Source organism: Desulfobacterales bacterium, assembly GCA_034520365.1.
Classification (GTDB): domain Bacteria; phylum Desulfobacterota; class Desulfobacteria; order Desulfobacterales; family Desulfosalsimonadaceae; genus M55B175.
Map to the genome: position 1 here is coordinate 818,277 of JAXHNP010000007.1, position 24,343 is coordinate 842,619.

A 24,343-nucleotide genomic window follows, 5' to 3' on the forward strand; every position below is an offset into this window, starting at 1 on the left:
CGGTCCCGGGCGGTGGCCCGGGGGGGAATACTTCCAGGGAGTTTACGATTGCAAAGCCAGAGTAGTTGAAGACTTTAGGAAATATCCATGTGCGGCATTGCCGGAATATTAAACTCATCCTCAAACGATATCCTTTCAGAAGATATAATCCTTCGGATGATATCCATTCTGAAACACAGAGGCCCGGATGAAAGTGGGGTTTATTTCGATGATCATATTCATATGGGGCAGGCCCGGCTGAGCATCCTCGACTTGGAAGGCGGCGTACAGCCGATTCCAAACGAGGATAAAACATTATGGATTGTCTATAACGGCGAAGTATTCAATTATACAGAATTAAGAAGCGATCTTGAAAAACAAGGCCACCGGTTCACCACCCAAACCGATACCGAAGTCATCGTCCATTTATACGAGGAAATGGGCAGCGGCTGTCTTTCTGAACTCAATGGTCAGTTTGCCATTGCCATCTGGGATGTCCGGAAAAAAGAACTTTTTCTTGCCAGAGACCGGGTGGGCATTTGCCCGCTTTATTACACATTCCATAACGGCAGGCTCCTCTTTGCTTCAGAGATAAAAGCGCTGTTTATGGATGACCAAGCAGCAAGGGAAATCGATCTTACATCCCTTAAGCAGATTTTTACCTGCTGGACGACCATTGGGTCGAGGACCATTTTTAAAAATATTAACGCCCTATGCCCCGGCCATTTTATGATCATTAAAGAGGGATCAGATCCGGGGCTGCAGCAGCCCTATTGGCATATTCCTTATTATACGCCGGAACAGCGGTGGGCAGGCACCATTGAAGAAGCAGAAGCCGAGCTTCGAAATATCCTTGAAGATGCCGTCAGGCTGCGCCTTAGAGCTGATGTGCCCGTAGGCGCCTATCTTTCGGGCGGCCTTGATTCATCGGTCCTTACCTCAATAATCGCCGGAAAATTCAACAACCGCCTCAAAACTTTCTCCATCGGGTTTGAAGAAAAAGCCTTTGACGAGGCCGCCTTTCAAACCGAAATGGTCCAATCCCTTAAAACGGATCACCATCCGACCCGCATTACTAATAAGGAGGTAAGGGAGAATTTTTCAAAAGTCATCTGGCATTGTGAAAAGCCCCTTTTGCGAACCGGTCCCGTCCCCTTATATATGCTGTCCGGATTTGTGAGAGACAACCGCTTCAAGGTGGTGTTGACGGGAGAAGGGGCGGATGAGGTGTTTGGCGGCTATAACATTTTTAAAGAGGCCAAAATTCGGTCATTCTGGGCCCGCCAACCCGATTCCAAGTACCGCCCTCTTTTGCTGGAGAGGCTCTATCCCTATATTTTCGAAAATCCTTCCCGGAACCGGGCTTTTCTGCAGAAATTTTTCTCTGTTACCCGGAAAGATTTGGACGATCCTTTGATGTCTCATCGAAAACGCTGGGCAAACACACAACGCTGCACCACCTTTTTTAATAAAGAGATGCTTGATGAGTTGAAAAATGAGAATCCTGTCTCGGACATATCCGCCCGGCTGCCCGGGGATTTTACCAGGCGCGACAGCTTCGCCCGCGCCCAGTGGCTGGAGATGGATTTGTTTATGTCCAACTACCTGCTGACCTCCCAGGGAGACAGGATGGCTATGGCCAATTCTGTGGAACTCCGTGTGCCGTTTTTGGACCACCGGCTTATCGATTTTGCCGCCCGTCTGCCCGCCCATTGGAAAATTCACGGGCTGGATGAAAAATATCTGTTGAAGAGGGCCTTCAAGGATCAACTACCGCAAAACATCACCCGGCGTCCCAAGCAGCCTTACCGGGCGCCGGTTGGCCAGGCTTTTTTCAGCAGCGGCGACCCGATGGGCGACCTTATCTGCGAGGACCAACTCGCCTCAGCCGGTATTTTTGACTTGAAAAAGGTCCGGCATCTTTTCCGAAAATGCTTGTCCAGGGAAAACGGCCCCGGCAGCGAGTCTGAAAATATGGCGGTGGTAGGCATACTTTCCACCCAAATAATTCACGAGCAGTTTATCAAAAATTTTGATAGCCATAAAACTCACCCGGCCAAACCCGATAAAGTTATTCGGAGATCCCATGCCCCCCTTTTCAAAAGATCTGCTAAAGCTTGACCCCGAAAAAGAAACCGCTCGCATTGCAGACGCCATCCGCTCAATCATGCGCCAAGATCTCAAGCGCCGTGGGTTGGTGGTAGCATTATCCGGCGGTATAGACAGCAGCGTAACAGCGGCCCTGGCTGTTCAAGCCCTTGGCGCATCAAAAGTATTTGGGCTTGAAATGCCCGAGCGGCATTCCGCATCCGAAACCCTGAAATTAAGCGGCAAAGTGGCCCAACATCTTGGCATTCAGACCGTCTATGATGACATATCCGCCGTTCTCGAAGCCTTTGACTTCTACCGCCGCTATGATGCGGCTGTTCAAAAGGTCATCCCGGAATACGGGGAAGGCTGGAAATCCAAAATTGTTATCTCGGACATCATGGAAAGCAAAGGCTTCAGCCTGTTTTCCATAGTTGCGCAGCCGCCGGAAGGCGGTGAGCAGATCAAAAAACGGCTTCCGCTTAACGCCTACCTGGAAATCGTGGCCGCCACCAACTTTAAGCAGCGCACCCGGAAAATGCTGGAATACTACCATGCCGACCGCCTTAACTACGCGGTTACCGGCACGCCCAACCGCCTGGAATACGATCAGGGCTTTTTTGTCAAACAGGGCGACGGCGCAGCGGATATCAAGCCCATTGCCCACCTGTACAAAACCCAAGTTTACCAGATGGCCGAATACCTCGAAATCCCGGAAGAAATCCGCACCCGGCCGCCGACCACGGATACCTATTCCCTGCCCCAGGGTCAGGATGAGTTCTACTTTGCCCTGCCTTATGACCGCATGGATTTATGCCTTTACGGCAAAAATAACGGCTATACACCAGCCGAGGTGGCAGAAACCGTATCCCTCACCCCGGATCAGGTCCAGCGCGTATACGATGATATCGACACCAAACGCAAAACCACCCGATATCTTCACCTGGCGCCCCAGTTGGCCGGTGACATCCCTGAGATAAAGTTTCACAGTTAAACGGAGCTGCGCATATGACAGACATTAAAACGACACTCAGACAGTTCATAATCGACAATTTTCTGTTTGGCGATGACGATGGCCTGGCCGATGACACCTCATTTCTTGAAGAGGGCATCATCGACTCCACAGGTATGCTCGAGCTAATCACCTTCCTTGAGGAAACCTTTTCCATTCAGCTCGATGATGAAGAACTGGTTCCCGAAAATCTTGATTCCATCAATAACTTGATCAATTTTCTTTCCAAAAAGCAGGTAATCCAGCAGGCCCAATGATCCATCATTTTTTGGAAAATTCAGCATCGCGGTTTCCCCGGAAAACCGCAGTGATTCATGACGAGGTTCGGGCGTCTTATCGTCAGATCAATGAGCAGGCAGACAATCTGGCGGTTTCACTTAAAGCAAAGGGTGTTTCCCCGGGCGACCGCATATCAATTTTAATGGAAAACAGCGTTGATTATATAATCGCCTATTATGGTATTTTAAAGGCTGGTTGTGTCGCAGCCCCCATAAATCCCGCTCTAAAACCGGATGGGTTAAATGAACTTTTTGAAAACCTTGAGCCCGCAGTCGTCATCTCCACTTTTAAATCCGAACGGCTGCTTAAGGCAGCGTCCCTAAGCGAGAAACAGCTCAAGCTGCTGATTATTAAAAATCCTAAACAAAAATGGGAAGAATCTTCTTTTCCAGTTTTATCTTTCGAGGATTGCATTAAAGACCAGGCAAATCCGGTTGAACCTGGGAATGTTGGACCTGACAGCCTGGCCAGCATTATCTATACCTCCGGCTCCACCGGCAAACCCAAGGGCGTGATGCTATCCCATGCCAACATTGTTTCCAACACGCGCGCCATATGCCAATACCTTTTTCTCTCTGCCGAAGATATTCAGATGGTGGTGCTGCCCTTTTTCTATGTCATGGGCAAATCGCTTTTAAACACCCATTTTGCGGCAGGCGGCACAGTGGTTATCAACAATCGGTTTTTATATCCGGCCGACGTTGTTAAGCAAATGGCTGAGGAAGAAGTGACCGGTTTTTCAGGCGTGCCCTCAACCTATGCTTATCTCCTGCACCGCTCTCCCCTGGCCAAATACCGGGACAAATTCCATGCCCTCCGCTATTGCAGCCAGGCCGGCGGACACATGGCCACCCAGCTCAAAAAGGATCTTCGGGAAGTTTTGCCCGCGCATACCCAGATTGTGATCATGTACGGGGCCACCGAGGCGGCCGCCCGGCTGAGCTACCTGGAACCCGCCCGGTTTGAGTCCAAAATGGGCTCCATCGGCCGGGCCATCCCGGGGGTGGAACTGAAAATCGTGGATGATGCCGGAAAGGATGTCCAAAACGGCCAATCCGGCGAGCTCCTGGCCAAAGGGCCCAACATCATGCAGGGTTACTGGCGGGACCCGGAGGCCACAAAAGCGGCCATTGATGAAAACGGCTGCTACCGCACCGGGGACCTGGCCTACAAGGACGACGAGGGGTATTTCTTTATCACCGGCCGGAAAGACAACATCCTGAAAGTCAGCGGCCACAAGGTCAACCCGGCAGACATTGAAGACTGCCTCATGCAGAGCAGAAAGCTGGTGGAAACAGCGGTCATCGGCGTTCCCGACGAACTTGCCGGCAATCGCCTGGTAGCCCTTTGCGTGCCGCTCGACAATTCAGTAGTGGCGCAGGACCTGCAGCAGCATTGCCATCAAAACTTGCCCAGACACCAGGTGCCCGCGGAATTTATTTTCTTGAAGAGCTTGCCCAAAAACGGCGCCGGAAAGATCGATTCCCTGAAATGCGAAGCAGCCTATAATCAACTGAAAAAGCTATCGTAAAAACTCAGTTTTTGGATGGCAAAGTAAAAAGTTCAAGATCAAGGCGACGCAAATCCCGAGAAATGCAGCGTACATAAGAGTACGTGAAATTTTGAGGGATGCAGCGCAACGCAGATATTGGACGTTTTACGAAGCCATCAACTGAAAACCAAAAAATGAGGGGGATGATTCATGCTTAAAGGAAATTTTTCAGCACAATGGATTGGCTGCACGGGTCTTTTGCTCCTGCTGCTTTTGGCCTCCGCCCAGCTTGCCCTGGCGGCTGACGAGGAGATCCTTTTCCTGCATCACTCAACCGGACGCAACGTCTATCTTGAAGGGGATGTCCCGGAATGGATAAGCGATTACAACAATGCCAATGGGACGAATTACCAGATTCAGGAACGCTCTTACCCGACAGGCTCTTATCCGTGGCACAATTACCCCTACGACTACTGGAACCTCTGGATCAACGGCGCCTGCGACTCCAGTGACCCGGATATCGAGTGCCTGGATTCCATGGCTGCCGATTATGATGTGATCATATTCAAGCACTGTTTCCCGGGTTCAGATATTGTTGCCGGCACAGGAACCGGCTCTGTCGATTCCAGAACCAAAACACTGGAGAACTACAAGCTGCAGTACCGGGCGCTACGAGATCTAATGGACACCTTTACAGATACAATTTTTATCGTTTGGACCTTGCCGCCAAGGCACAGGCTGGCGACCAACGCGGATAATGCCGCCAGGGCCGCACAGTTCGTTAACTGGGTCAAAAATAATTTTTTGACCGAAGACGGTCAGGCGCACCCCAATATATTTATCTTCGATTTCTGGGGCATTGTGGCGGAGCAGGACCCAAACCCGCCAAACGGCGAGGTGAACTGCCTGAAGTATGAATTTGAGCGCAGCCATTCAAGCAGCGACTCACACCCGAACACCCTGGCCAATGAAACCGCCGGGCCCTTGTTTGCCGAAAGAATCGTCAACGTCATAGAATCCTTTCAAACCGGAAACGCAGCACCTACTGCCGATGCCGGAGGGAACCAGAAAGTTTCCGAAGGCGAGCTGGTCACGCTCGACGGTTCCGGCTCGCATGACCCGGATGGCAATATCGCCGGCTACGCCTGGGTTCAGATCTCAGGGGCCACGGCGGCGCTCTCCTCGCCGAACAGCGCCCGGGCAAGCTTTACCGCCCCTGAAGTCGGGGAGAGCGACGAAACCCTGGAGTTTGACCTTACCGTGACCGATTCGGAAGGGCTCTCCGACACCGATACCTGCCAGGTCCTTGTTGAAACCGGTGAACCCCCGGACCCCAATGATCCGCAGGAGAGCAATGGCGGTTCAGGCGGGTGCCTTCTGCTACTGCTCTCCGATTAAATCACAGGAGTATGAATGATGAAACATCTCAGTTTTGGATTAATTGTCGTTATTTCAGGTTTTTTGTTTATTCTCTCATGCAGCAACGGAGACAATATGCAGGATAGCAGGGCTTACATGAAAATTTTGGAAGGAATTTCTGACCAGCAATGGAAGCCGGTCTCAGATCAAAAAATTTATTTCGGCCATCAATCCGTGGGCTTCAATATAATGGATGGCGTAGCCGATATCATGGAGGGCAATGACGCAATTGATTTGACCATCAAGGAAACAAGCGATTTAAGTGACTTTGATGAACCGGTTTTTGCCCACTCCCGCAATGGTGAAAACAGGGACTGGCAGTCAAAGATTGATGGTTTCCATAATAAAATAAACAACGGGCTGGGAGATAATGCGGACATCGCTTTTTTCAAGTTCTGTTATGTAGACATCAAGGGCGAGACCGACGTTGCCAAACTTTTTGAGTCATACCGGCAAACCATGGGTGAGCTGCAGAAAGCCTATCCGGATACCGTTTTTCTCCACACAACCGCTCCGCTGAAAACCACGAAGACCTCCTGGAAAACCTGGATCAAAAAGCTGATCGGCAAGGAGCTCATATGGGAATACGCGGACAATATCAAAAGAAATGAATTCAACGAGCTGGTGCGCGGGGAGTATGAGGCTTCCGGAAAACTGCTGGATATCGCCCGGATCGAGTCGACCCGCCCGGATGGCACCCGGGAAACATTTGAAATGGATGGCAGCACATACGCAGCCCTGGTTCCTTCATACACTTATGACGGGGGGCATTTGAATGAGACGGGCCGCAGGATGGTTGCCGCGTACCTCCTGAAGCTGCTGGCGGAACAGGCAAAGTAACCCCGCACTTTCTGAAGCGGCTGAAGGAACCAAGAAAACGGGTAAGGCATAGAAAATTGCAGGTTCGAAGGGCGGAAAACAGCGATGCTTCTATTTGGGACGCCTATGCAGCCGGCAGCCCGGAGGGCCTCGCCTATCATCTTTTTGCCTGGAAACAGGCAACAGAGGCGGCTTATGGCTTTGACTGCCCCTATTTTTTGGCGGAGGAGAAAAACCGGGTTTGCGGTGTTCTGCCAATAGTTCATGTGCATCTGCCGTTTAAAAAGGGTCAGCTTGTTTCCCTGCCGTACTGCGATGCCGGCGGTATCCTGGCTGACCGTCCCGAAATTGCTTCGGCCCTTTTCAACCATGCCTGCGAGTATGCGCGGAAGCACAACATTTCAAAAATAGAAATCCGGCAGTCGCCGTCATTGCCGGCGGCCGGAAATCCGGACAAGGCCGGCGCCCAAGAAGGCAATGTCGGGCTCGCCGGTCCAAAACCCCGGCCGCCGCAAAAAGTCCGCATGCTGCTTGAGTTGCCGGAGAGCTCTGATGCCCTGCTGGCCGGCTTTAAATCCAAGCTTCGCAGCCAGGTTAAAAGGCCGGCCCGCGACGGTTTGACAGCCCGATTGGGCGGGGTGGCGTTGTTAAATGACTTTTACCCGGTTTTTGCGGAGAATATGCGGGACCTGGGCTCGCCCGTGCACGGTAAAGACTGGCTGGGCGGGATCCTGAAGGCTTACGGGGAAAACGCCGGATGCGGGGTTGTCTACATGCCGGATCAGACAGCAGCGGCTGCCGGCATTATCCTCTGCCACAAGCGTATCGTCTCTATCCCCTGGGCCTCCTCCCGGCAGCGGTTTAACCGTTTCAGCCCGAATATGCTGCTGTACTGGACGTTTTTAAAGTTTGCCGCAGACCGCGGATACCGGTTTTTTGATTTCGGCCGTTCCACACCCGGGGAAGGGACGTACAGGTTTAAGGCCCAGTGGGGGGCGACACCGCAGCCCCTGCACTGGCAGCGATGGGTGCTCAACGGCAAAACCGGGCGCCGGCCGGCAACAGCGGGATTTACCGTTTCGCCCGGCAGAACCAGGGAAATACTGGAGCAGATTATCCGGAAAACGCCCCTGCCGGTCGCCACATTAGTTGGGAGCCGGCTCAGAAAGTACATTACGCTATAATTCCCCCGGTAAATTGAAATATAATAAAGCAGCGGTGCCCATGCGCGTTAAGCGAACCTTACCCCCGGCAGCCGCGCCGATTCCTTTAAACGATATTTTTTGTGGAATCCAGGGGCTGCAGCAGGGGCCGGCAGCAATTGAAAATTTCAAGGCGGATATCAGGAAGAAATTCCAGGTTCGGCACTGTTTTCTGGTTTCATCCGGCAAGGCTGCCTTAACCTTGATACTCCATGCGCTCCACCGGTTTTCACCGGAGCGCGACGAGGTTTTAATTCCGGCCTTCACCTGTTATTCCGTGCCCTCCGCCATTGTTCGGGCCGGCTTGAAACCCCGGCTGGGCGATGTGGACCCGGCCACGCTGGATTTTGATTTTGATGATTTACCCGGCCGCCTGAGCCCGAAAGAAAAGCTTTTAGCCGTCGTCAGCCCCCACCTTTTCGGTCTTCCGGCCAATATCGCCAAAATGCGGGAGCTGCTGAAGGATTCCGGGGCTGTGGTTATAGAGGATACGGCCCAGGCCATGGGAGGGGAATTCGATGGAAAACCCCTCGGGACGCTGGGTGATATCGGGTTTTTCAGTCTTGGCCGGGGAAAGGCCTTTTCCACCGTCGAGGGCGGGCTCATTGTCACCAATTCAGACCGGCTGGCAGAAGCGCTCCAACTTGTTATTCAGGAATTTGTCGGGCAATCCCGCTTTCGGCCAGTGAAGCTGGCGGCATATGCCCTGGCCTTATCCGGCCTTACAAACCCCGCATTTTTTTGGCTGCCCAAATCCCTGCCCGGCCTGAAGCTGGGGGAAACCATCTATGATCCGGGCTTCCCGATCAAAGCGTATTCCCCCTTTCAGGCGGGACTGGCGCGGAACTGGAAAAGGCGCATCGCCTCGTTTCAATCCGTACGCAGGGAAAACGTGCGTTACTGGACAAAGACCCTCGGCCGGTTTCCATGGCTTGAGCCGGTAAGTGGTGCGAGTCAACATTCAGAGCGGCCCTTGCCGCTGCTTCGCCTGCCGGTGCGGGTTAAGAACAGCCGGCTTCGGGATGCGGTCCTGGATGTCAGCGAAAGACGGGGACTGGGCATCATGCCTTCATATCCCGCCCCGGTGGATGAAATAAAAGAACTCGGACTATCCAATAAGGGAGAGGTTTTTCCGGGTGCCAGGCAATGTGCTGCCTGCCTGTTGACTTTCCCTGTGCACGGGTTCGTATCCCCGGACGACCGCCGGCGGATAACAGCCGGGCTGGAAACGGTTCGGTCGGCGGATTCGGTGCCGGTATCCGCCTAATGGACTGATCAGCGGTTAATCTCCCGTAAATGAAAAGAAAATTAAAATGGTTCGCTCTGAGTGCGGTCATCCTTTTTGCCGCTGTGATGGTGTGTCTGCAAAGCCGTGTTTGCTCTGCCGTTCATGCCGGCCTGGTATCGTATCTCACCTGCGTGGATGAACTGCCCGAGGGAAAAACATTCGATGCCGTTTATATACTGGGAGGCGGCCAGGAGAGCCTGAAGGCCAAATTCAGGACTGTTGCCGCGCTTCATGACAGGGACCGCTGCAAAGCGATCTTTATCCTCAGCCGGCCGGGCACCACTGAATACAACCGGGCGCTTGGCAGAAACCTGAGCAATGATGAATGGTCGCTGATGATCCTTGAAAATTTAAATATCCCCCGAAATCACGTACACACCATTGAAGTTGACTCCGGTTTTTTCGGGACCTATTCCGAGGCCAGAACTGTGTCAGAGATGGCAAAAAAAAAGACTGGGAAAACCTTCTGTTAATTACCTCGACCCACCATACCAAACGGGCCGGGAAAAGTTTTCGCTATTTTTTGAATACATCAGGGACCAGACTTTGGGTTATCGCATCAGACAAACCAACCGGCTTGTTCGAACTTCTTGTGGAGGCGTTCAAGCTTCAGGTCTATCAGCTTTTTTTGCTGACTTGAATTCGACTAAAGCCAAATAGATGATAAAGATATGGAAGAGTAAATGTTTATGCAATTAATCTTCTGGCTCTCGGCGGCTGCAATTGTATACGCCTATATTGGCTACCCGCTATGCCTGTATATCCTGTCTTTGTTCCGCAGGAAACCCGTGCAGCGGGATGAGCAGCTGCTGCCCCGGGTATCGCTGATTATCGCGGTACACAATGAGCAGGAGCGGGTTCAGGAAAAAATAGACAACACCCTTTCCCTGGATTATCCCGCGGACCGACTGGAAGTCATCTTTGCCTCGGATGCTTCAACAGACAGAACGGAAGCAATCATCCAATCCCATGCGCACCTGAAGGTGGCCCGCTCACCGGAGAGAAAGGGCAAGGAGTTTGCCCAGAAATGCGCCGTGGATCAAGCAGCCGGGGATATCCTGGTGTTCAGCGATGTGGCCACCATGCTGGCGCCCGAAGGGCTTCGAACAATCACTGCCAGCTTTGCCGATCCCACCGTGGGCTGCGTCAGCAGTGAAGACCGGTTTGTCGATGAAAAAGGGCATATCAGCGGGGAAGGGGCTTATGTCAAATACGAGATGCTGCTGCGCCGCCTGGAGTCCAGGGTGGGCTCCCTGGTCGGTTTGAGCGGCTCCTTTTTTGCCGCCAGGCGCGAGGTCTGCACGGATTGGGCCGTGGATCTGCAAAGTGATTTCAACACGCTGCTCAACTCCCTGAAACTCGGTCTGAGGGGGGTTTCCGATCCCCGGGCGCTGGGCTGGTACCGCAATATTGCCGATGAGAAAAAGGAGTTCAACCGCAAGGTGCGGACCGTGGCAAGGGGCTTGTCGGTTCTGGGGCGCAACCTGAATTTTCTGAATCCGTTGACTTACAAACTTTTTGCCTGGCAGCTTTTCAGCCACAAGCTCTGCCGCTGGCTGGTGCCTTTTTTCCTTGTTCTCGCGCTGGTCAGCAATATTTTTCTCATCCATTCTTCGATCCTCTACACATATTTGCTCGGCTTGCAGGCGGTCTTTTATTTACTGGCTGCATGTTACGGGGTGTTTCAATGGCAGGACAGGCTGCCCGCTTTTCCGGGCAGCCTTAAGATTCCGTATTATTTCCTCGTGGTCAATGCCGCCATCATCATGGCCTGGGTCAAATACTTCAGGGGCGAGCGCTCTGTTTACTGGGAACCTTCAAAGCGATGACATTTATTGAATCCGATAAGCTCATAAATCATGCTTCCGCCTTTTCCTTCTGGCTGAAATGCGGTGTTGTTTTTATCCTTTGGGGGCTTGTTTTTACACCGGTTTATCCCGCCCTATGGCATACCTGGATGAACCATTCGAACAATTCCCACGGTGTGCTGGTCCCGCTCATATCCGCTTTTTTCGTCTGGAGCAGCCGGGCGCAGCTCGCCAGGGCGCCAATCCGCACTTCCAACTGGGGGGCTGTGATCCTGGTCTTTAGTCTTTGCCTGTATTTGCTGGCGCTTGCCGGGCATGTGGCCGTGGTCCAGCGGCTTATGATCGTTGCCAGCCTGTGCGGGCTGGTAATGTTTAATTTTGGAACAGCCGTATTCAAGGTTTTGGCATTTCCCTTACTGTACCTGATCTTTATGGTACCGGTGCCGGACTCCATCTACGGCCTGGCGGCATTTCCCCTGCAGCTCTTTGCCACCGACATTTCTCATGCGATAATCCATGCATTGGGCATCCCCGTGCTGCAGGAAGGCAACATGCTGTATTTTGCTCAGACCCAGCTTGAAGTCGCCGAAGCCTGCTCCGGGCTTCGCTCCATGACCGCGTTTATAATGCTCGGCGTGCTGTTTTCCTACCTGATGGACAAGGGCTGGGGGCGGCGTCTCATCCTGGTCCTGTCAGCCATTCCCCTGGCCATATTTGCCAACATCATACGCGTCACGGGTACCGGCATCCTTGCCCACTTTTTCGGCAAACAGGTGGCAAGGGGGTTTCTGCACGAGTTTTCCGGCATGGCCGTCTTTGCATTCGGCTTTGTTCTCCTGCTTCTGGAATACATGCTGTTGAACCGGGGAAGCGCAAAAAAAGACAAGCCAGAATTTGAATAAATTTTCTCAAAGCTTTTTTCTGCCAGGTTAATTTCATGCAAAATAAAACATTTATCACCACCACGCTGGTTTTCCTGCTGACCCTGCTTGCTGTTGCGGCCATTGCCTCGCGCAAGACGCCGGTGGTGGTGCAGACCAACCTGGAAAATATCCCCATGCAAATTGGCGGGTATACGGCAACAGATGATACTTTTCCCCAATCGGTTTATGACGAACTTAATGCGGACAAGCACGTCTACCGGCATTACAAATCCCCTGACAGCCGGGTTATCGATCTTTATATCGGCTACTACGGAACAGCCAAAGGCGGGCGAACCGGCCACAATCCCTATGCCTGCCTTCCGGGTGCCGGGTGGGGGATAGTGACGGATAAAAATGTCAGATTATACGCCGGATACAAAGACGCCTATGAGGAGGTCAACTATACAATCACTCGTAAAGGGGACTTATATAATGTCATGCTGCACTGGTATCACTCCGGCGGGACCAAAGTGCTGGATTCAGGTTTGGAGCAGAATATTCAGCGATTTGTGAGCCGGGTCACCAAAAACAGAAACGACGGGGCTTTTATTCAGATTTCCATGCAGGTGCAAAAAAATCAAATCGAGCCTGCGTTCTCTGATGTGCAGGCTTTTGCTGAAAAGGTTTTGACGATGCTGCCCCGGTATTGGCCAATAGAGCAGGATGTTTGACCGTTGACCCAAAAACACCCCATAAGAATTGTGCATATTATTTCCGGCGATTTATGGGCCGGCGCCGAAGCCATGGCCTATCAGCTTTTATCCGGATTGAATCAGATAAAGGATATTGATCTCCACCTCATCATCTTGAATCAAGGCCGTCTGGAACAGTCATGCAGGCAACTGGGCATCAATTGCTATCTGCTGGACGAGCGGAAACATTCGGCCCTGTCCATTGCCGCAAGAGCCGCCTGGCTTGCCCGTAAAATTAAACCGGACATCATTCATTCCCACCGGTATAAAGAAAACATCCTTGCCGCACTTATCGCCGGTTTTTGCGGCAGACCCGGACTGGTCGCCACGCAGCACGGCAGAACGGAGAGCAATAAGCGCGCCTTTAACAAAACAATTATCAACAGACTCAACCGCTCGTGCTTGCGCTGGATCTTCACCGAATCGGTGGCTGTGTCAAAAGATACAGCAGACTATCTTTTGGAAACCTGCGGTTTGAAGCAGGGCAAGCTCTCCATTATACCCAATGGCATCAATCTTCCCAAACCATCGCAACAACCGGACAGGGATGGAACCGCCCGGCCTTTTACCATAGGCTCTGCCGGCCGTCTGTTCCCGGTTAAGCGGTTTGACACGTTTATAGAAATCGCCAGACAAGTCTGCCAGGCAAAAACCCATGCCCGTTTCGTTATCGCAGGCGAAGGACCGGAAAAGGAGAAACTGGAAAATCTGACTGCCCGATACGGGTTGGGCGCAAAGGTCCGGCTGCTGGGCCATGTCGAAGATATGCAGGCCTTTTACAATAGCCTTGACCTCTATATCAATACCTCGATGCATGAAGGCACGCCAATGTCCATCCTCGAGGCAATGGCCAGCGGCCTCCCTGTTATCGCCTTTGATGTGGCCGGCTTAAAAGAGATAATCACAACCGGCTCAGACGGATTTGCCATACCCGAGGGCGATAATTCTTTATTTGCATCCAGGATTATTGAATTGATCGACCAACCGGATTTCCTGGAAACCCTGGGGGAGAAGGCCCGTAAGAAAATTATGGACCGCTATTCCACGGCAAGAATGGTTGAGGGCTATATGGGATTGTATAATAGAATGGCAGAAAAAAGCTAAACAACCGTAAAGATTAGAGAATAATGGTTTTTTTGTATGGAAATTTTGTCTGACGCTAAAAGTAAGTCTTCATTTAGACTGGTTTTTGTAGGTGGATCACCAAGGTCAGGAACAACATTAGTTCAACGGCTCCTTGATTCACATTCTGACATTGCAGGCGGTCCTGAGTTGAATTCCCTTCAGGAAATAACACACCTATATGAAAATATGGTCAAAAGAATTGATGACAAGAGAATTAATTTTTACTTTAATAAAACTGAATTGAAAGCAATTTTCCGGGATTTTATAGATTCCCTTTTCAGAATCGTGCATGAGAGACATAACGTCAAAATAATCAGCGAAAAAACCCCCCCGAATGTACTTGCTTTTGAAACATTATCAGAAATAGTTGATGATGCATTTTTTATTTTTGTGGTCAGGGACCCGAAGGATATCGTGGCATCTTTAAAAAAGGTTCGAAAAAGAGCGTTAGAAAAAAAACAAAGTGTGCCTGCTCATGTAAAAAATTTGTTTCTTTCCGTTGATTGTGTTTATGAGCATTTTAAAGCGGGTTTTTCGTTTTATGAAAAAAATAAAGATAAAACTTTTATCGTAAAGTATGAAGATTTGGTGAATAATCCGGGCAAAACTGCAAAGGATATAGTTGATTTTCTGGGCCTGCCCCTTGAGAATGGCATGCTCGAGCTGGATGGCCTGGGGACTTCATATATGCAAGAACGTGCGGCCAATGTTGACTCTGTGTTTTATACAAAGGAGGAAGTCGCCGCTAAAGCGATAGAAGGAAGCAGTATTGGAAGATGGAAAAAAGCCTTGAATAAATATCATGCAGGTTTTGTTGATCTGGCAATTAAAGACATTACAGCCCAAAGCGATGAAAAGATATATAACGGAAGAATTTTGTTCGCATTATATAGAATCCATAGGGCATTGATGAAGACGGGCAATATTTTTGGAAAATTATATCAAAAAGCTATTCTTAGCGCCCGTTTTTAGAATTGTGAAAAACAGATCGGGCTTTAAGCGATGTTTGCCGGTAATAGGCGTCCTTTTAATAATACGGCTGAATGATGAATGATACGGGTAAAAAATTAGTTTCTCACGGAAGCGCTTACCTGGTGGGCAACATTTTGCGCTATAGCGTCAGCTTTGTCATGCTGCCCATTTATACGCGCGTGTTGACGCCGGCGGAGTATGGCACAATTGAATTGCTCTCAATGGTGATTGACTTTGCCGGTATTATTTTCGGATTGCGGATCGGCCAGGCGATTTTCAGGTTTTATTTGATGGCAGACGATGATTTTGCCAAAAGCCGGGTTATCTCATCCTCCCTGGTGCTTACAACGCTTTTGAGCGGTTTTGGGTTCCTGCTGCTTTATGGAGCCTCCGGTATTATCAGCAAGGCTGTTTTCGGCGGGCTCCAACAGCAGAACCTGTTGATTCTTTTTTCTCTTTCCCTGCTGTTTCACCCGGTTGTGGAAGTTGCCATGACTTACATAAGGGCCCAGCAGCGCCCCTGGTTTTTTGTCTCCTTCAGCACCCTCAAGCTTTTTTTGCAATTATCGCTTAATCTTTATCTGGTGGTTTTCCTTGGGCTGGGCGTCAAAGGGGTGGTGTTAAGCGCTGTTTTATCGGGCGGAGCCATGGCGCTGCTTCTCGGAAGTTATTGCCTGGGCAAAGTCGGTTTGCATGTCTCCTTCTCACAGGCAAAAACTTTGGTGGCGTTTAGTTACCCCCTGATTCTGGCAAGTATCGTTTCTTTTTACGTGACTTTCGGGGACCGTTATTTTTTAAACCTTTACGGCACATTGTCCGATGTCGGCATTTATTCACTGGGGTATAAATTCGGTTTCCTGCTCACTTTCATCGGAACCCAGCCTTTCATGTCCATCTGGGATTCGGAACGATACGAGGTGCTAAAAAACCCCAATCCAAAAGCCACATTTCAGGAGGTTTTTGTTCTTTTTACCGTGTTTATATTGATAATTGCCGTTGGTATTTCTGTGTTTGCCAAAAATATTCTTATGATCATGGCGGATCCGGATTTCTGGGGAGCTGCGCAGATTGTGCCCATAGTGTTGCTGGCATATTTTTTCCAGGGACTAATGAATTACTGTAATCTGGGTATCCTGATCCACAGGAAAACGTTCATAATCACCAAAAGCACGATCCTGTCGGCGGGATTGATCACGGTTCTTTACTTTGTTCTTATTCCCCGTTTCGGTGCTGCCGGTGCGGCCTGGGCGACTGCCGTGACTTTTGCCGCACGGTTTCTGTATATCTATTTTCATGCAAGAAGCCTGTATGACATGGAACTTCCCTGGAAGCGGATTTATCCGCTTTTGCCTTTAAGTGTCCTTGCTGTTCTGGTTGCGGTATTCGGCCCTGATCAAATTGTCTGGTCCATATGCTTAAACATCCTTGTTTTTTTAATATTTGTTTATACGCTCACCCAGCTGCCGGTTTTATCCGTAAAGCATCGGCTGCGCATGCGCAGCCTGTTGCTGCATCCATGGCAGTTACCCCGCCAGATGCGTGGCATGGTAAAAAGCAGCTGAGAAAAAGGCGAGACTTATGTCACAACAACCCCGATTTCTGGATTTGCTGAAGCGATTATGTTGGGATTTGCTCGACAGGAACGAAAGAAAATATTACGGCTACTGGCTGATTTCCCAGGTGCCCTGTCTTTTCGGGAATATCCTCAGGGGCAGATATGTGTCAAAACGATTAAAATCAGCAGGGAAAAATCTGAAAGTGCTTGCAGGCACACGTTTCCGATCCATGGAAAATCTTGTGGTGGGCGATAATGTTAACATAGGCTTTGACAATTTTATCCAGGCCCTGGGCGGTGTGACACTGGGCAATGATGTCATGCTGGCGCCGGGAGTTAAAATCTGGAGCGTAAATCATAATTATAAAGAGCGGGATACGCTTATCAAAAAACAGGGCCAGAGAAAGGCGCCGGTGTTCATCGGCAATGATGTCTTTATCGCCGCCAATGCCTTTATCTCGCCGGGTGTTACCTTGCCTGACGGTGTTGTGGTTTCAGCCGGCGCGGTTGTCCCGGTCAAAAAATACCCCCCTTATTCAATCCTTGCCGGAAATCCGGCAAGAGTTATCGGACATCGGGAGCCGGCTGCTGCAGCGGATAATGCGGATAAAGAAAAACCGGAACAGGCAGAAATCACGGATAGTGCCGGCAGTCGTTGATTTTCTGCATCAAAATGTCTTTAAGTAAAGCCTTTGGAAGCCAATCCTGCGAAAATCCGCCCGGCCGGCTATAGCAGTTACGCCGGCAGCGCTGAAAATTTTCTTGCATTCCTGGACATATCAGGCGCTGCCATACTCGTAGTCGGAGGTGCACTCGGGCATTGGCGCAATATTTTCTCAAATTCTGATTTCCTGGAAGAATTATCAACGTCTGACGCCAATCGCGGATGTTATGACTTGATTTTTTATCATTCAGGTTCAGCAGCAAGTCGCTCCAAGCTTATTGATGATCTTCAAGTTCTTAAAAAGCTGGCTGGAAAACATGGCCAGATTTTATATTTTGCAGAAAATTTTTTATCATTGGCAAATTTTAAACAACTTTTAAGGCACCGAAATTTTCATCAGCTTCGTCGCTCGTCTTTCATCCCGTTATACTTTCACAAACTCTTTAAGCATGCATCCATGCCGGTTGCAAAGGAATTCGTCGGCATTCCCAAATATCAGGCCGCCGAAGAGATGATAGTACCGGGCAGTCAATTTCTCGAAATCCCGCCCCATGCCCATGCGGTGTACCGGCTTGCCGCACATATGCAGCGATATCATTGGATTGCAGATGGCCGGATCTATCTGATTTCAAATCGCGGCCTTGAAAACAGAACCGTCGTCAAAACCGCAGCAGGGCAAATTCAAGGGTTTCTGAATAATCAGGAATGTGTATGTATTGTTGAGCGTTTTGATATGAGGCTGAGAGGCAGCCTGGTTATTTTCATCACCGAGCAAAACACGCGGAAAAATTTTATCACCCGGCTTGTCAGCGATCCGTATGTGCAAAAGATAGTGCGCCGGAATCAGGATTTTTTGAATTTTCTGCACAAATCTTCCCGACTGTCCGCGGCAATAAAAAAAAAATTGCCCGAACCGATCAGCGAAAAGGAAGATGCTGCCCATACACTTTTCACGGAAACACTGATCCAGGGCCGGCTTGCCTGGAAGATAAATCAAGGTGGGCTGCGTAAGGTTATATTCGCTGAAGCCGTAGAATTTATAACCACTCTCCAACTGTCCATGCGGCAATCCATGCTGTTGACACCGGACCATGCCGAGGAATTCTTCAGTGCGGATGTCCAGCGGATTTGTAAGGTGAAGGCGTGCGATCCGGAGCTGATGGCAGGCGTATTAAGGGTCGTTAAGAAGATGCGCCGGATTCTTTCCGGCCGTACTTTTTTTTTAACCATATCTCACGGCGATTACGGATACGGGAACATACTGGTTCACCCGGTTACCGGACACCTGGCTGGTGTAATAGACTGGGATACCGGGCGGGTAAATGATCTGCCCGGGATAGATTATCTGAATCTTGTGGTGCAAAAAAAGCGCTCGGAATCCGGGCACAGTGTGGCCAGAGCTTTCAGTGAAGCAAGCGAGGAAATTTGGCGAAAAGGCGCCCTGGATGACAAAGACTGTTATGCGCAGGAGTTTGATTTAACCGGAGAGCCCCTGAAAATCATTCTCTATGCTTGCCTGATCCGCTATATGAGCCGGGCGGCGCAATACCCTGAGGTTTTTATCCGGGAACAAGGAGACTACCTGGAATGTCTGCAACATCTTGAGGATCTGGTTCCGCTATGAAAGATGCCATTAGAATTCTGATACTGGACAACAGTTTTACTTTTGGCGGGGCGATTAACAGTCTCTGTCATCTGTTGCGTGCCCTGGATAAAAAAAGGTTCGTCCCCATACTGGTTTGCGCTCAGCCACGGGAACATCTGGCAAAAAACTTCACCTGTACCTGGTATCATTTTGTCCCCAGACTGCCTTGGGTGAACAACCGGGTTTATCGTAAACTGCTTGCCCTTCCGATCTTTCGATATCGTTTTTTTCGTGGCATCCTGAACCTGATGCGCTCTTCTTTTTGGTTGGTTTTTATAATAATCCCCGAATCGTTAAAATATTATCGACTGGGACGGAGACATCAGGTTGATTTGATTCATCTGAATAACATTTTCGGCAGCCAGCCAGCAGGGATATTGGCGGCCAAACTTCTGGGCATACCCTGTATCGCGCACCTCCGTGACTTTGAAGTGATCCATCCGCTCACCCGTTTTTATGCTAAACTGATCGATCATCATGTGGCGATTTCCGGCGCTATCCGGGACAATTTGCTGCAGATTGGCGTGCCGGCAGACCGTATCTCTCTGGTTTATGATGCCATTGATCTGGACGAGTTTAGTACGGACCTTGATACTGACTACTTGTTTGAAGAGTTTTCCCTCTCTCCGGACCAGCCTTGCTTTGGAATTTTTGGGCGAGTTGTTCAGTGGAAAGGCATAAGGGAATTTGTTTATGCTGCAAGTAATGTAATAAAAGCGGTCCCGCATGCCATAGCCTTTATCGTCGGGGACTGCTCAGATGGGGATCCGTTTTTTATAGACGAAATGAAAAAACTGGCACAGGAACTGGACATTGAGAATCAACTGGTCTTTACCGGGTATCGGCAGGATGTAGCGGCTTTCATGAAGTTTATGGATGTTATCGTGCATGCCTCAAACAGGCCGGAGCCTTTTGGGATGGTTCTTATCGAAGGCATGGCGATGTCCAGGCCGGTTGTCGCGGCCCGCTCCGGCGGCCCGCTTGACATCGTGATTGAGGGGGAGACCGGTTTTTTGGTGCAGAGTTATGATTATAAGACTATGGCCGAAAAAATAATTGCCTTGTTAAAGGATCCGGAACTTGCCAGCGCAATGGGAGGCAAAGGAAAGGCCCGCGTGCTTCAGAATTTTACAAAGGAGCGTTATGCCGCTGATGTTCAGCGGGTTTATGAGAATGTCATACAATTAAAACAAAAATAATGTTTCCCCATTCATACCATCAAGGAATTCACTCTAAATTTTCAGAAAACCCAAAAAAGATTAAAAGGGCTGCGTGTTGAAAAAAAAACTGCAGGAATTTTTATACTATTATAAAAAAAAGGGAATTAAAGATACGGCAAAAAGAATTTCAGCCAGGTATACCCGCATTCTTAAGTTTAGAATTAATGCCATTGATTTGGATTATAATTTCAATGGTCGGGAATTAGATCCTGAATATACTGTAATTATTGATGACTTAAGCGTCCTTGATAAACTTAGAAAAGAGAGGGATGATTTGCCAAGAGAATTTTATGTAGATAAGACGCATGGGGGAAAAAAATTTCATCTTGTGCTTCTGGATTCTGAGCCGGTGTATATTCACTGGTTGTTTGGCAAAGGCGAATTTTCTAAATTCTGTGATATTCAAGATGAAAAAACAGTCGAACTGCAATTCGGATATACTATGCCGAAGTTCAGGGGGAAACGGATAATGGCAAAAGCCATGAATTATACGTGCCAGGATCTTAGACTGAAAGGTTACAAAAGAGTTGTGAATGTGGTTTCTGAAGGAAATGTGAATGTCATAAAGGGAATGAGATTTACCGGTCTTACCCCCATAGCCCATGTAAATTCTTATTTTTCGCTTATAAAAAAGGTCAAAGTATAACGGTTTTTAACCTCCTACTTTCTATGCAGACAAATCAGCTATATAGCTTAAACGTAAGCAGCATCTTGAAATATGGTTTCATTCAGAAATTATCATTTTGGCTGCTGCTTTTATATTTTTTATTCGAATATTTAAGGCCCCAGAGCATGTATCCGGCGATAAGTTTTCTTCCCTGGATGCAGATGGTGATAATCCTATGGTTTTTTACAATCGTTTTCGAAGGAAAATTATTTTCCGTCAGGAACCCGATAAATAAAACAATAAAGATTCTATTTATCGTTGTTTTAATGTCTTCCGTGTTCGCGTTGTCGCCGCAGACCGCGTTCAGTAGTTTGCAGGATATTATTATACTCATCCTTTGTTATTATTTAATTATTTATTCCATAACCAATGGAAAGCAACTTTTCGTTTTTATTTTATTTTACCTGCTTATAAACTTTAAACTCTCTCATTTCGCATTCCTTAAATGGGTTGCCAGAGGTTTTGAGTACGAAAAATACGGCGCAGTTGTGGGGATGGCATGGCTCAGGAATCCGGGAGAGTTTGCCATCCAGATGTGCATAGCCTTTGCGATCAGCACCTATTTTCTTATATCTGTCTGGCCTTATATCCACTGGTTTAAGAAACTGATATTGATTTCTATACCTGTTACATGTTTTGGGAGTGTTATAGCCTCGGGCTCCAGGGGGGCTTTTTTGGGTCTTGCCTTTGTTCTGCTGGCCATGTGGTTTTATGCTAAAAAGAAAATGTTCGGGGCCATTGTTTTAATCCTGATCATGGTGAGCACTCCTTTTTTAATGGCGGAAAGAGATATGGAGCGCCTGCAAAATATGGGAGCGGAAACAGACGGTACAGCCCAAAATCGTCTTGAACGTTGGGCAAAAGGCATTGAAATGGTAAAGGCCTATCCTGTCTTTGGTGTGGGGTTTTCCAATTGGGGGGAAGCGGATGAAAAAATGTTTGATGGCACAGGGGCACTTTCCCACAATATATTTATAGAGTGTTCATCTGAACTGGGCTTGACCGGATTGGCCGTGTTCCTGTTTCTTATCTTCTTTACGCTAAAAAACAACAGGGAAACCAGGAAGGTTGCTATGCAATTTCCGGCCATGGAAAGAAACTGGTACACTAATCTTTCCAAGGCACTGGATTTATCCTTGCTGGCATACCTGGTTACCGGTTTTTTTGTAACTGTTTTTTATTATCCATATTTTTGGATTAATCTGGGGATGACTGTTTCCTTGAACAATGTAGTCAAAATAGAAGCAAAAGATATAACAGATGAGGACGAGGAATAGAATTTCCTGGCCTGAAAACAAGCGATTTGCCTTTACCATTTTTGATGATACGGATGTCTCAACTTTAGGCAATATTGCACCTGTCTATGAATTGCTGGCTGGGCTTGGCTTCAGGACTACGAAATCCGTCTGGCCGCTGTCTGTCGATGATACTGCCAGCGACTATTTTGGCTCCCAGACCTTAGAGGATTGTAAATATTGCGACTACATTAAATCCCTTCAGCAGCGCGGTTTTGAGATAGCATATCATGGCGCCCGGATGGAGAGCAGTGATCGCAGTATAGTTAAAAAAAGTTTGCAAAAGTTCAGAAGTGAGTTGGGCTTTTATCCGCGCGCATATGCTAGTCACGCAGGAAACCGCGAAAACCTGTATTGGGAAGATGACCGGTTTACCATAAAAGCTTTCAAGTTGCTTTTTCGGCTTTTAAATCCGTCAAAAAGTGGTTATTCCGAAGGCCACCGCCCTGATTCCCATTTTTTTTGGGGGGACCTGGCAAAAAAATATATAAGCTATGCCCGCTCTTTTAGCTATGATGAAATTAATCTTTTCAATATAAGTCCCCGCGTATGCTATGCTGATTCCAGAAAACCGTTTTTAAATAACCTTTTCATTTCCAGCGATGCCGATAATGTGGAAGAATTCAACCGCCTGATTCATTTAAAAAACCAGGAAAAGTTAGAGAAACAGGGGGGCGTCTGCATACTGAGCACCCATATTGGCAAAGGGTTTGTAAAAGGGGGCGCCGTTAATCCGGAGACGAAATATCTGCTTGAGCGTTTTTCGCAAAGAAATGGCTGGTTCCCAACGGTATCAGAGCTTTTGGACTATTTGACAGGTTTTCGCCAGGAGATGGATATTGGTTTCACTGAAAGAGTCAATCTGGAGTTGAAGTGGTTTCTGCATTCCTTTAAAAGAAAATTGACCGCCAGTACTTATGAAAAAAGTGAGCTGGCCTATCTCTTTCCTGATGAATCATCCGGATAAGCCTTATAATATCCTGCACCTGATCGATACAACAGGGCATGGTGGCGCGGAAACGGTTTTTAAAACTCTGGTTTGCGGCCTCGATAAGACCCGTTTCAAATCTTATGTGCTGTTGTCTGATTATGGATGGCTTTTCGATCAGTTGTCAGCAGAGCCCGGGGTGAGGGTTTTTGTTTTCAATGGAAAGGGAAGATTGAATTTTTCTCTTTTGCAAAAGATAGTTAAATTCATACGGGAATATCAAATTGACCTTGTCCACACGCATCTTTTCGGCTCATCGTTTTATGGCAGTGTGGCCACTTGTATTACCCGGACACCTGTAATTTCGACTTTTCATGGCATCCCTGATTGGCGGCCTGAGGATTTGTTTAACAAAATCAAGCTATCCATAATTTTTGTCCGAACCAAAGCCGTTGTATTTGTATCAGAGTATCTAAAAAATTATTTCTCGGCTATGGCTTATACCCGTCCCGGAAAATCAATCTGTATATATAATGGAATACCCATGCCGAAGGTATGGCAGTTTGATAGGCGCCAGGCCAAAAAGGAACTGGGTTTTTCAGAAAGCGATATTTTGATTTCAGCAGTCGGCAATATAAAGCCTATCAAAGGTTACGATGTTCTTCTAAGAGCGGCTGAAAGCGTCATTTCCAAATTCCCCGACGTTAAATTTGTGGTCGCAGGAGCGCCTGTAGATGAGACCTATCAAATTTTATTAAACTTGCGGGCAGAACTTAAATTGGACAATTCCTTTTTTTTTATCGGCTACCAGGGAAAAACCGACATTGTCTATAAAGCTTCGGACCTTTTCGTTTTGCCGTCCCTTTCAGAAGGCTTTTCATTGTCTGTTATTGAAGCCATGTCCCATAAGATCCCGGTCGTTGCAACTAAAAGTGGGGGCCCAGAAGAAATACTGGAAAATGATATAACCGGAAAACTCGTGGCCCCGGGCTCTTCTGCGGAGCTCGCGCAAGGTATAATTGAAGTGCTCGAAAATCCTTCTTTCCAGAAAAATATATCAGAAAACGGTTTTAGGGTTTTCCTGAATAAATTTTCTGAAACCGGAATGATTCAACAGTATCAAGAGCTTTATGATTCGTCGATAAATAGATCGCTCTGATAACTCACCGCATGCCGGGAAAACCCCAAGAAAAATAAGCGCAATTGTAGAACAATGCAGGCCTTGCCACTATAAGGCCTTAAATGAAATAGCGGAGGTAAGAACGGCTCAT

At 48.6% G+C, this 24,343-nt stretch carries 22 protein-coding genes; all 22 read left to right on the forward strand.

Going from position 1 to position 24,343, the window contains the following annotated elements:
• The first annotated feature begins 87 nt into the window (after positions 1-87).
• The 22 genes from asnB (at position 88) to U5L07_17905 (ending at position 24,231) form a co-directional block, all read left to right on the forward strand.
• Positions 88-2,100: an asparagine synthase (glutamine-hydrolyzing) gene (gene asnB, locus U5L07_17800; protein MDZ7833604.1), complete on the forward strand. Its 2,013-nt coding sequence runs from the start codon at positions 88-90 to the stop codon at positions 2,098-2,100.
• Positions 2,066-3,061, forward strand: a complete 996-nt coding sequence (nadE, locus tag U5L07_17805) for an NAD(+) synthase (GenBank protein MDZ7833605.1) — start codon at positions 2,066-2,068, stop codon at positions 3,059-3,061. Before asnB ends, nadE begins: the two co-directional genes overlap by 35 nt.
• Before the next feature lie 14 nt (positions 3,062-3,075).
• A complete protein-coding gene (locus tag U5L07_17810; protein MDZ7833606.1) occupies positions 3,076-3,336 on the forward strand; it encodes an acyl carrier protein in 261 nt (86 codons plus the stop codon).
• Positions 3,333-4,889: a class I adenylate-forming enzyme family protein gene (locus tag U5L07_17815; protein MDZ7833607.1), complete on the forward strand. Its 1,557-nt coding sequence runs from the start codon at positions 3,333-3,335 to the stop codon at positions 4,887-4,889. The genes U5L07_17810 and U5L07_17815 overlap by 4 nt, the downstream gene beginning before the upstream one ends.
• 171 nt (positions 4,890-5,060) lie before the next feature.
• Entirely contained in the window at positions 5,061-6,248 is a 1,188-nt protein-coding gene (locus U5L07_17820; protein MDZ7833608.1) for a PKD domain-containing protein, read from the forward strand.
• A gap of 117 nt (positions 6,249-6,365) precedes the next feature.
• Positions 6,366-7,109 (forward strand): hypothetical protein, encoded by a 744-nt coding sequence (locus U5L07_17825; protein MDZ7833609.1) that lies wholly within the window; start codon positions 6,366-6,368, stop codon positions 7,107-7,109.
• Positions 7,110-7,165: 56 nt separating this feature from the next.
• Positions 7,166-8,272 (forward strand): GNAT family N-acetyltransferase, encoded by a 1,107-nt coding sequence (locus tag U5L07_17830; protein ID MDZ7833610.1) that lies wholly within the window; start codon positions 7,166-7,168, stop codon positions 8,270-8,272.
• A gap of 40 nt (positions 8,273-8,312) precedes the next feature.
• Positions 8,313-9,557, forward strand: a complete 1,245-nt coding sequence (locus tag U5L07_17835) for a DegT/DnrJ/EryC1/StrS family aminotransferase (GenBank protein ID MDZ7833611.1) — start codon at positions 8,313-8,315, stop codon at positions 9,555-9,557.
• A 29-nt stretch (positions 9,558-9,586) separates the two neighbouring features.
• Positions 9,587-10,051 (forward strand): hypothetical protein, encoded by a 465-nt coding sequence (locus tag U5L07_17840; GenBank protein ID MDZ7833612.1) that lies wholly within the window; start codon positions 9,587-9,589, stop codon positions 10,049-10,051.
• Between the two features lie 210 nt (positions 10,052-10,261).
• A complete protein-coding gene (locus tag U5L07_17845; GenBank protein ID MDZ7833613.1) occupies positions 10,262-11,407 on the forward strand; it encodes a glycosyltransferase family 2 protein in 1,146 nt (381 codons plus the stop codon).
• Positions 11,404-12,288, forward strand: coding sequence for an exosortase A (gene xrtA, locus U5L07_17850; GenBank protein ID MDZ7833614.1), 885 nt, complete (start codon positions 11,404-11,406; stop codon positions 12,286-12,288). The genes U5L07_17845 and xrtA overlap by 4 nt, the downstream gene beginning before the upstream one ends.
• Positions 12,289-12,323: 35 nt before the next feature.
• The gene (locus U5L07_17855) at positions 12,324-12,980 is read left to right on the forward strand and encodes an EpsI family protein (GenBank protein MDZ7833615.1); all 657 of its coding nucleotides are present in this window, start codon (positions 12,324-12,326) and stop codon (positions 12,978-12,980) included.
• A gap of 3 nt (positions 12,981-12,983) precedes the next feature.
• Positions 12,984-14,105: a glycosyltransferase gene (locus U5L07_17860; GenBank protein ID MDZ7833616.1), complete on the forward strand. Its 1,122-nt coding sequence runs from the start codon at positions 12,984-12,986 to the stop codon at positions 14,103-14,105.
• Between the two features lie 36 nt (positions 14,106-14,141).
• Positions 14,142-15,098, forward strand: a complete 957-nt coding sequence (locus U5L07_17865) for a sulfotransferase (GenBank protein ID MDZ7833617.1) — start codon at positions 14,142-14,144, stop codon at positions 15,096-15,098.
• 122 nt (positions 15,099-15,220) lie between these two features.
• The gene (locus tag U5L07_17870; protein ID MDZ7833618.1) at positions 15,221-16,660 is read left to right on the forward strand and encodes a polysaccharide biosynthesis C-terminal domain-containing protein; all 1,440 of its coding nucleotides are present in this window, start codon (positions 15,221-15,223) and stop codon (positions 16,658-16,660) included.
• 16 nt (positions 16,661-16,676) lie between these two features.
• The gene (locus tag U5L07_17875) at positions 16,677-17,312 is read left to right on the forward strand and encodes an acyltransferase (GenBank protein ID MDZ7833619.1); all 636 of its coding nucleotides are present in this window, start codon (positions 16,677-16,679) and stop codon (positions 17,310-17,312) included.
• A gap of 462 nt (positions 17,313-17,774) precedes the next feature.
• Complete coding sequence (locus tag U5L07_17880) at positions 17,775-18,941, forward strand: aminoglycoside phosphotransferase family protein (protein ID MDZ7833620.1); 1,167 nt, start codon at positions 17,775-17,777, stop codon at positions 18,939-18,941.
• Positions 18,938-20,161, forward strand: coding sequence for a glycosyltransferase family 4 protein (locus tag U5L07_17885; GenBank protein MDZ7833621.1), 1,224 nt, complete (start codon positions 18,938-18,940; stop codon positions 20,159-20,161). Before U5L07_17880 ends, U5L07_17885 begins: the two co-directional genes overlap by 4 nt.
• A 76-nt stretch (positions 20,162-20,237) precedes the next feature.
• Positions 20,238-20,828, forward strand: a complete 591-nt coding sequence (locus tag U5L07_17890) for a hypothetical protein (GenBank protein ID MDZ7833622.1) — start codon at positions 20,238-20,240, stop codon at positions 20,826-20,828.
• Positions 20,829-20,974: 146 nt separating this feature from the next.
• A complete protein-coding gene (locus U5L07_17895; GenBank protein MDZ7833623.1) occupies positions 20,975-22,126 on the forward strand; it encodes an O-antigen ligase family protein in 1,152 nt (383 codons plus the stop codon).
• Positions 22,110-23,111 (forward strand): hypothetical protein, encoded by a 1,002-nt coding sequence (locus U5L07_17900; protein ID MDZ7833624.1) that lies wholly within the window; start codon positions 22,110-22,112, stop codon positions 23,109-23,111. The genes U5L07_17895 and U5L07_17900 overlap by 17 nt, the downstream gene beginning before the upstream one ends.
• Positions 23,062-24,231, forward strand: coding sequence for a glycosyltransferase family 4 protein (locus tag U5L07_17905; GenBank protein ID MDZ7833625.1), 1,170 nt, complete (start codon positions 23,062-23,064; stop codon positions 24,229-24,231). Before U5L07_17900 ends, U5L07_17905 begins: the two co-directional genes overlap by 50 nt.
• The last annotated feature ends 112 nt before the right edge of the window (positions 24,232-24,343 follow it).

Excerpts from the sequence above, each read along its gene's own strand:
- asnB (MDZ7833604.1), top strand. The coding sequence starts at position 88 with ATGTGCGGCATTGCCGGAATATTAAACTCATCCTCAAACGATATCCTT.
- nadE (MDZ7833605.1), top strand. The coding sequence starts at position 2,066 with ATGCCCCCCTTTTCAAAAGATCTGCTAAAGCTTGACCCCGAAAAAGAA.
- U5L07_17810 (MDZ7833606.1), top strand. The coding sequence starts at position 3,076 with ATGACAGACATTAAAACGACACTCAGACAGTTCATAATCGACAATTTT.
- U5L07_17815 (MDZ7833607.1), top strand. The coding sequence starts at position 3,333 with ATGATCCATCATTTTTTGGAAAATTCAGCATCGCGGTTTCCCCGGAAA.
- U5L07_17820 (MDZ7833608.1), top strand. The coding sequence starts at position 5,061 with ATGCTTAAAGGAAATTTTTCAGCACAATGGATTGGCTGCACGGGTCTT.
- U5L07_17825 (MDZ7833609.1), top strand. The coding sequence starts at position 6,366 with ATGAAAATTTTGGAAGGAATTTCTGACCAGCAATGGAAGCCGGTCTCA.
- U5L07_17835 (MDZ7833611.1), top strand. The coding sequence starts at position 8,313 with ATGCGCGTTAAGCGAACCTTACCCCCGGCAGCCGCGCCGATTCCTTTA.
- U5L07_17840 (MDZ7833612.1), top strand. The coding sequence starts at position 9,587 with ATGAAAAGAAAATTAAAATGGTTCGCTCTGAGTGCGGTCATCCTTTTT.
- U5L07_17845 (MDZ7833613.1), top strand. The coding sequence starts at position 10,262 with ATGTTTATGCAATTAATCTTCTGGCTCTCGGCGGCTGCAATTGTATAC.
- xrtA (MDZ7833614.1), top strand. The coding sequence starts at position 11,404 with ATGACATTTATTGAATCCGATAAGCTCATAAATCATGCTTCCGCCTTT.
- U5L07_17855 (MDZ7833615.1), top strand. The coding sequence starts at position 12,324 with ATGCAAAATAAAACATTTATCACCACCACGCTGGTTTTCCTGCTGACC.
- U5L07_17865 (MDZ7833617.1), top strand. The coding sequence starts at position 14,142 with ATGGAAATTTTGTCTGACGCTAAAAGTAAGTCTTCATTTAGACTGGTT.
- U5L07_17875 (MDZ7833619.1), top strand. The coding sequence starts at position 16,677 with ATGTCACAACAACCCCGATTTCTGGATTTGCTGAAGCGATTATGTTGG.
- U5L07_17880 (MDZ7833620.1), top strand. The coding sequence starts at position 17,775 with ATGCCGGTTGCAAAGGAATTCGTCGGCATTCCCAAATATCAGGCCGCC.
- U5L07_17885 (MDZ7833621.1), top strand. The coding sequence starts at position 18,938 with ATGAAAGATGCCATTAGAATTCTGATACTGGACAACAGTTTTACTTTT.
- U5L07_17895 (MDZ7833623.1), top strand. The coding sequence starts at position 20,975 with ATGTATCCGGCGATAAGTTTTCTTCCCTGGATGCAGATGGTGATAATC.
- U5L07_17900 (MDZ7833624.1), top strand. The coding sequence starts at position 22,110 with ATGAGGACGAGGAATAGAATTTCCTGGCCTGAAAACAAGCGATTTGCC.
- U5L07_17905 (MDZ7833625.1), top strand. The coding sequence starts at position 23,062 with ATGAAAAAAGTGAGCTGGCCTATCTCTTTCCTGATGAATCATCCGGAT.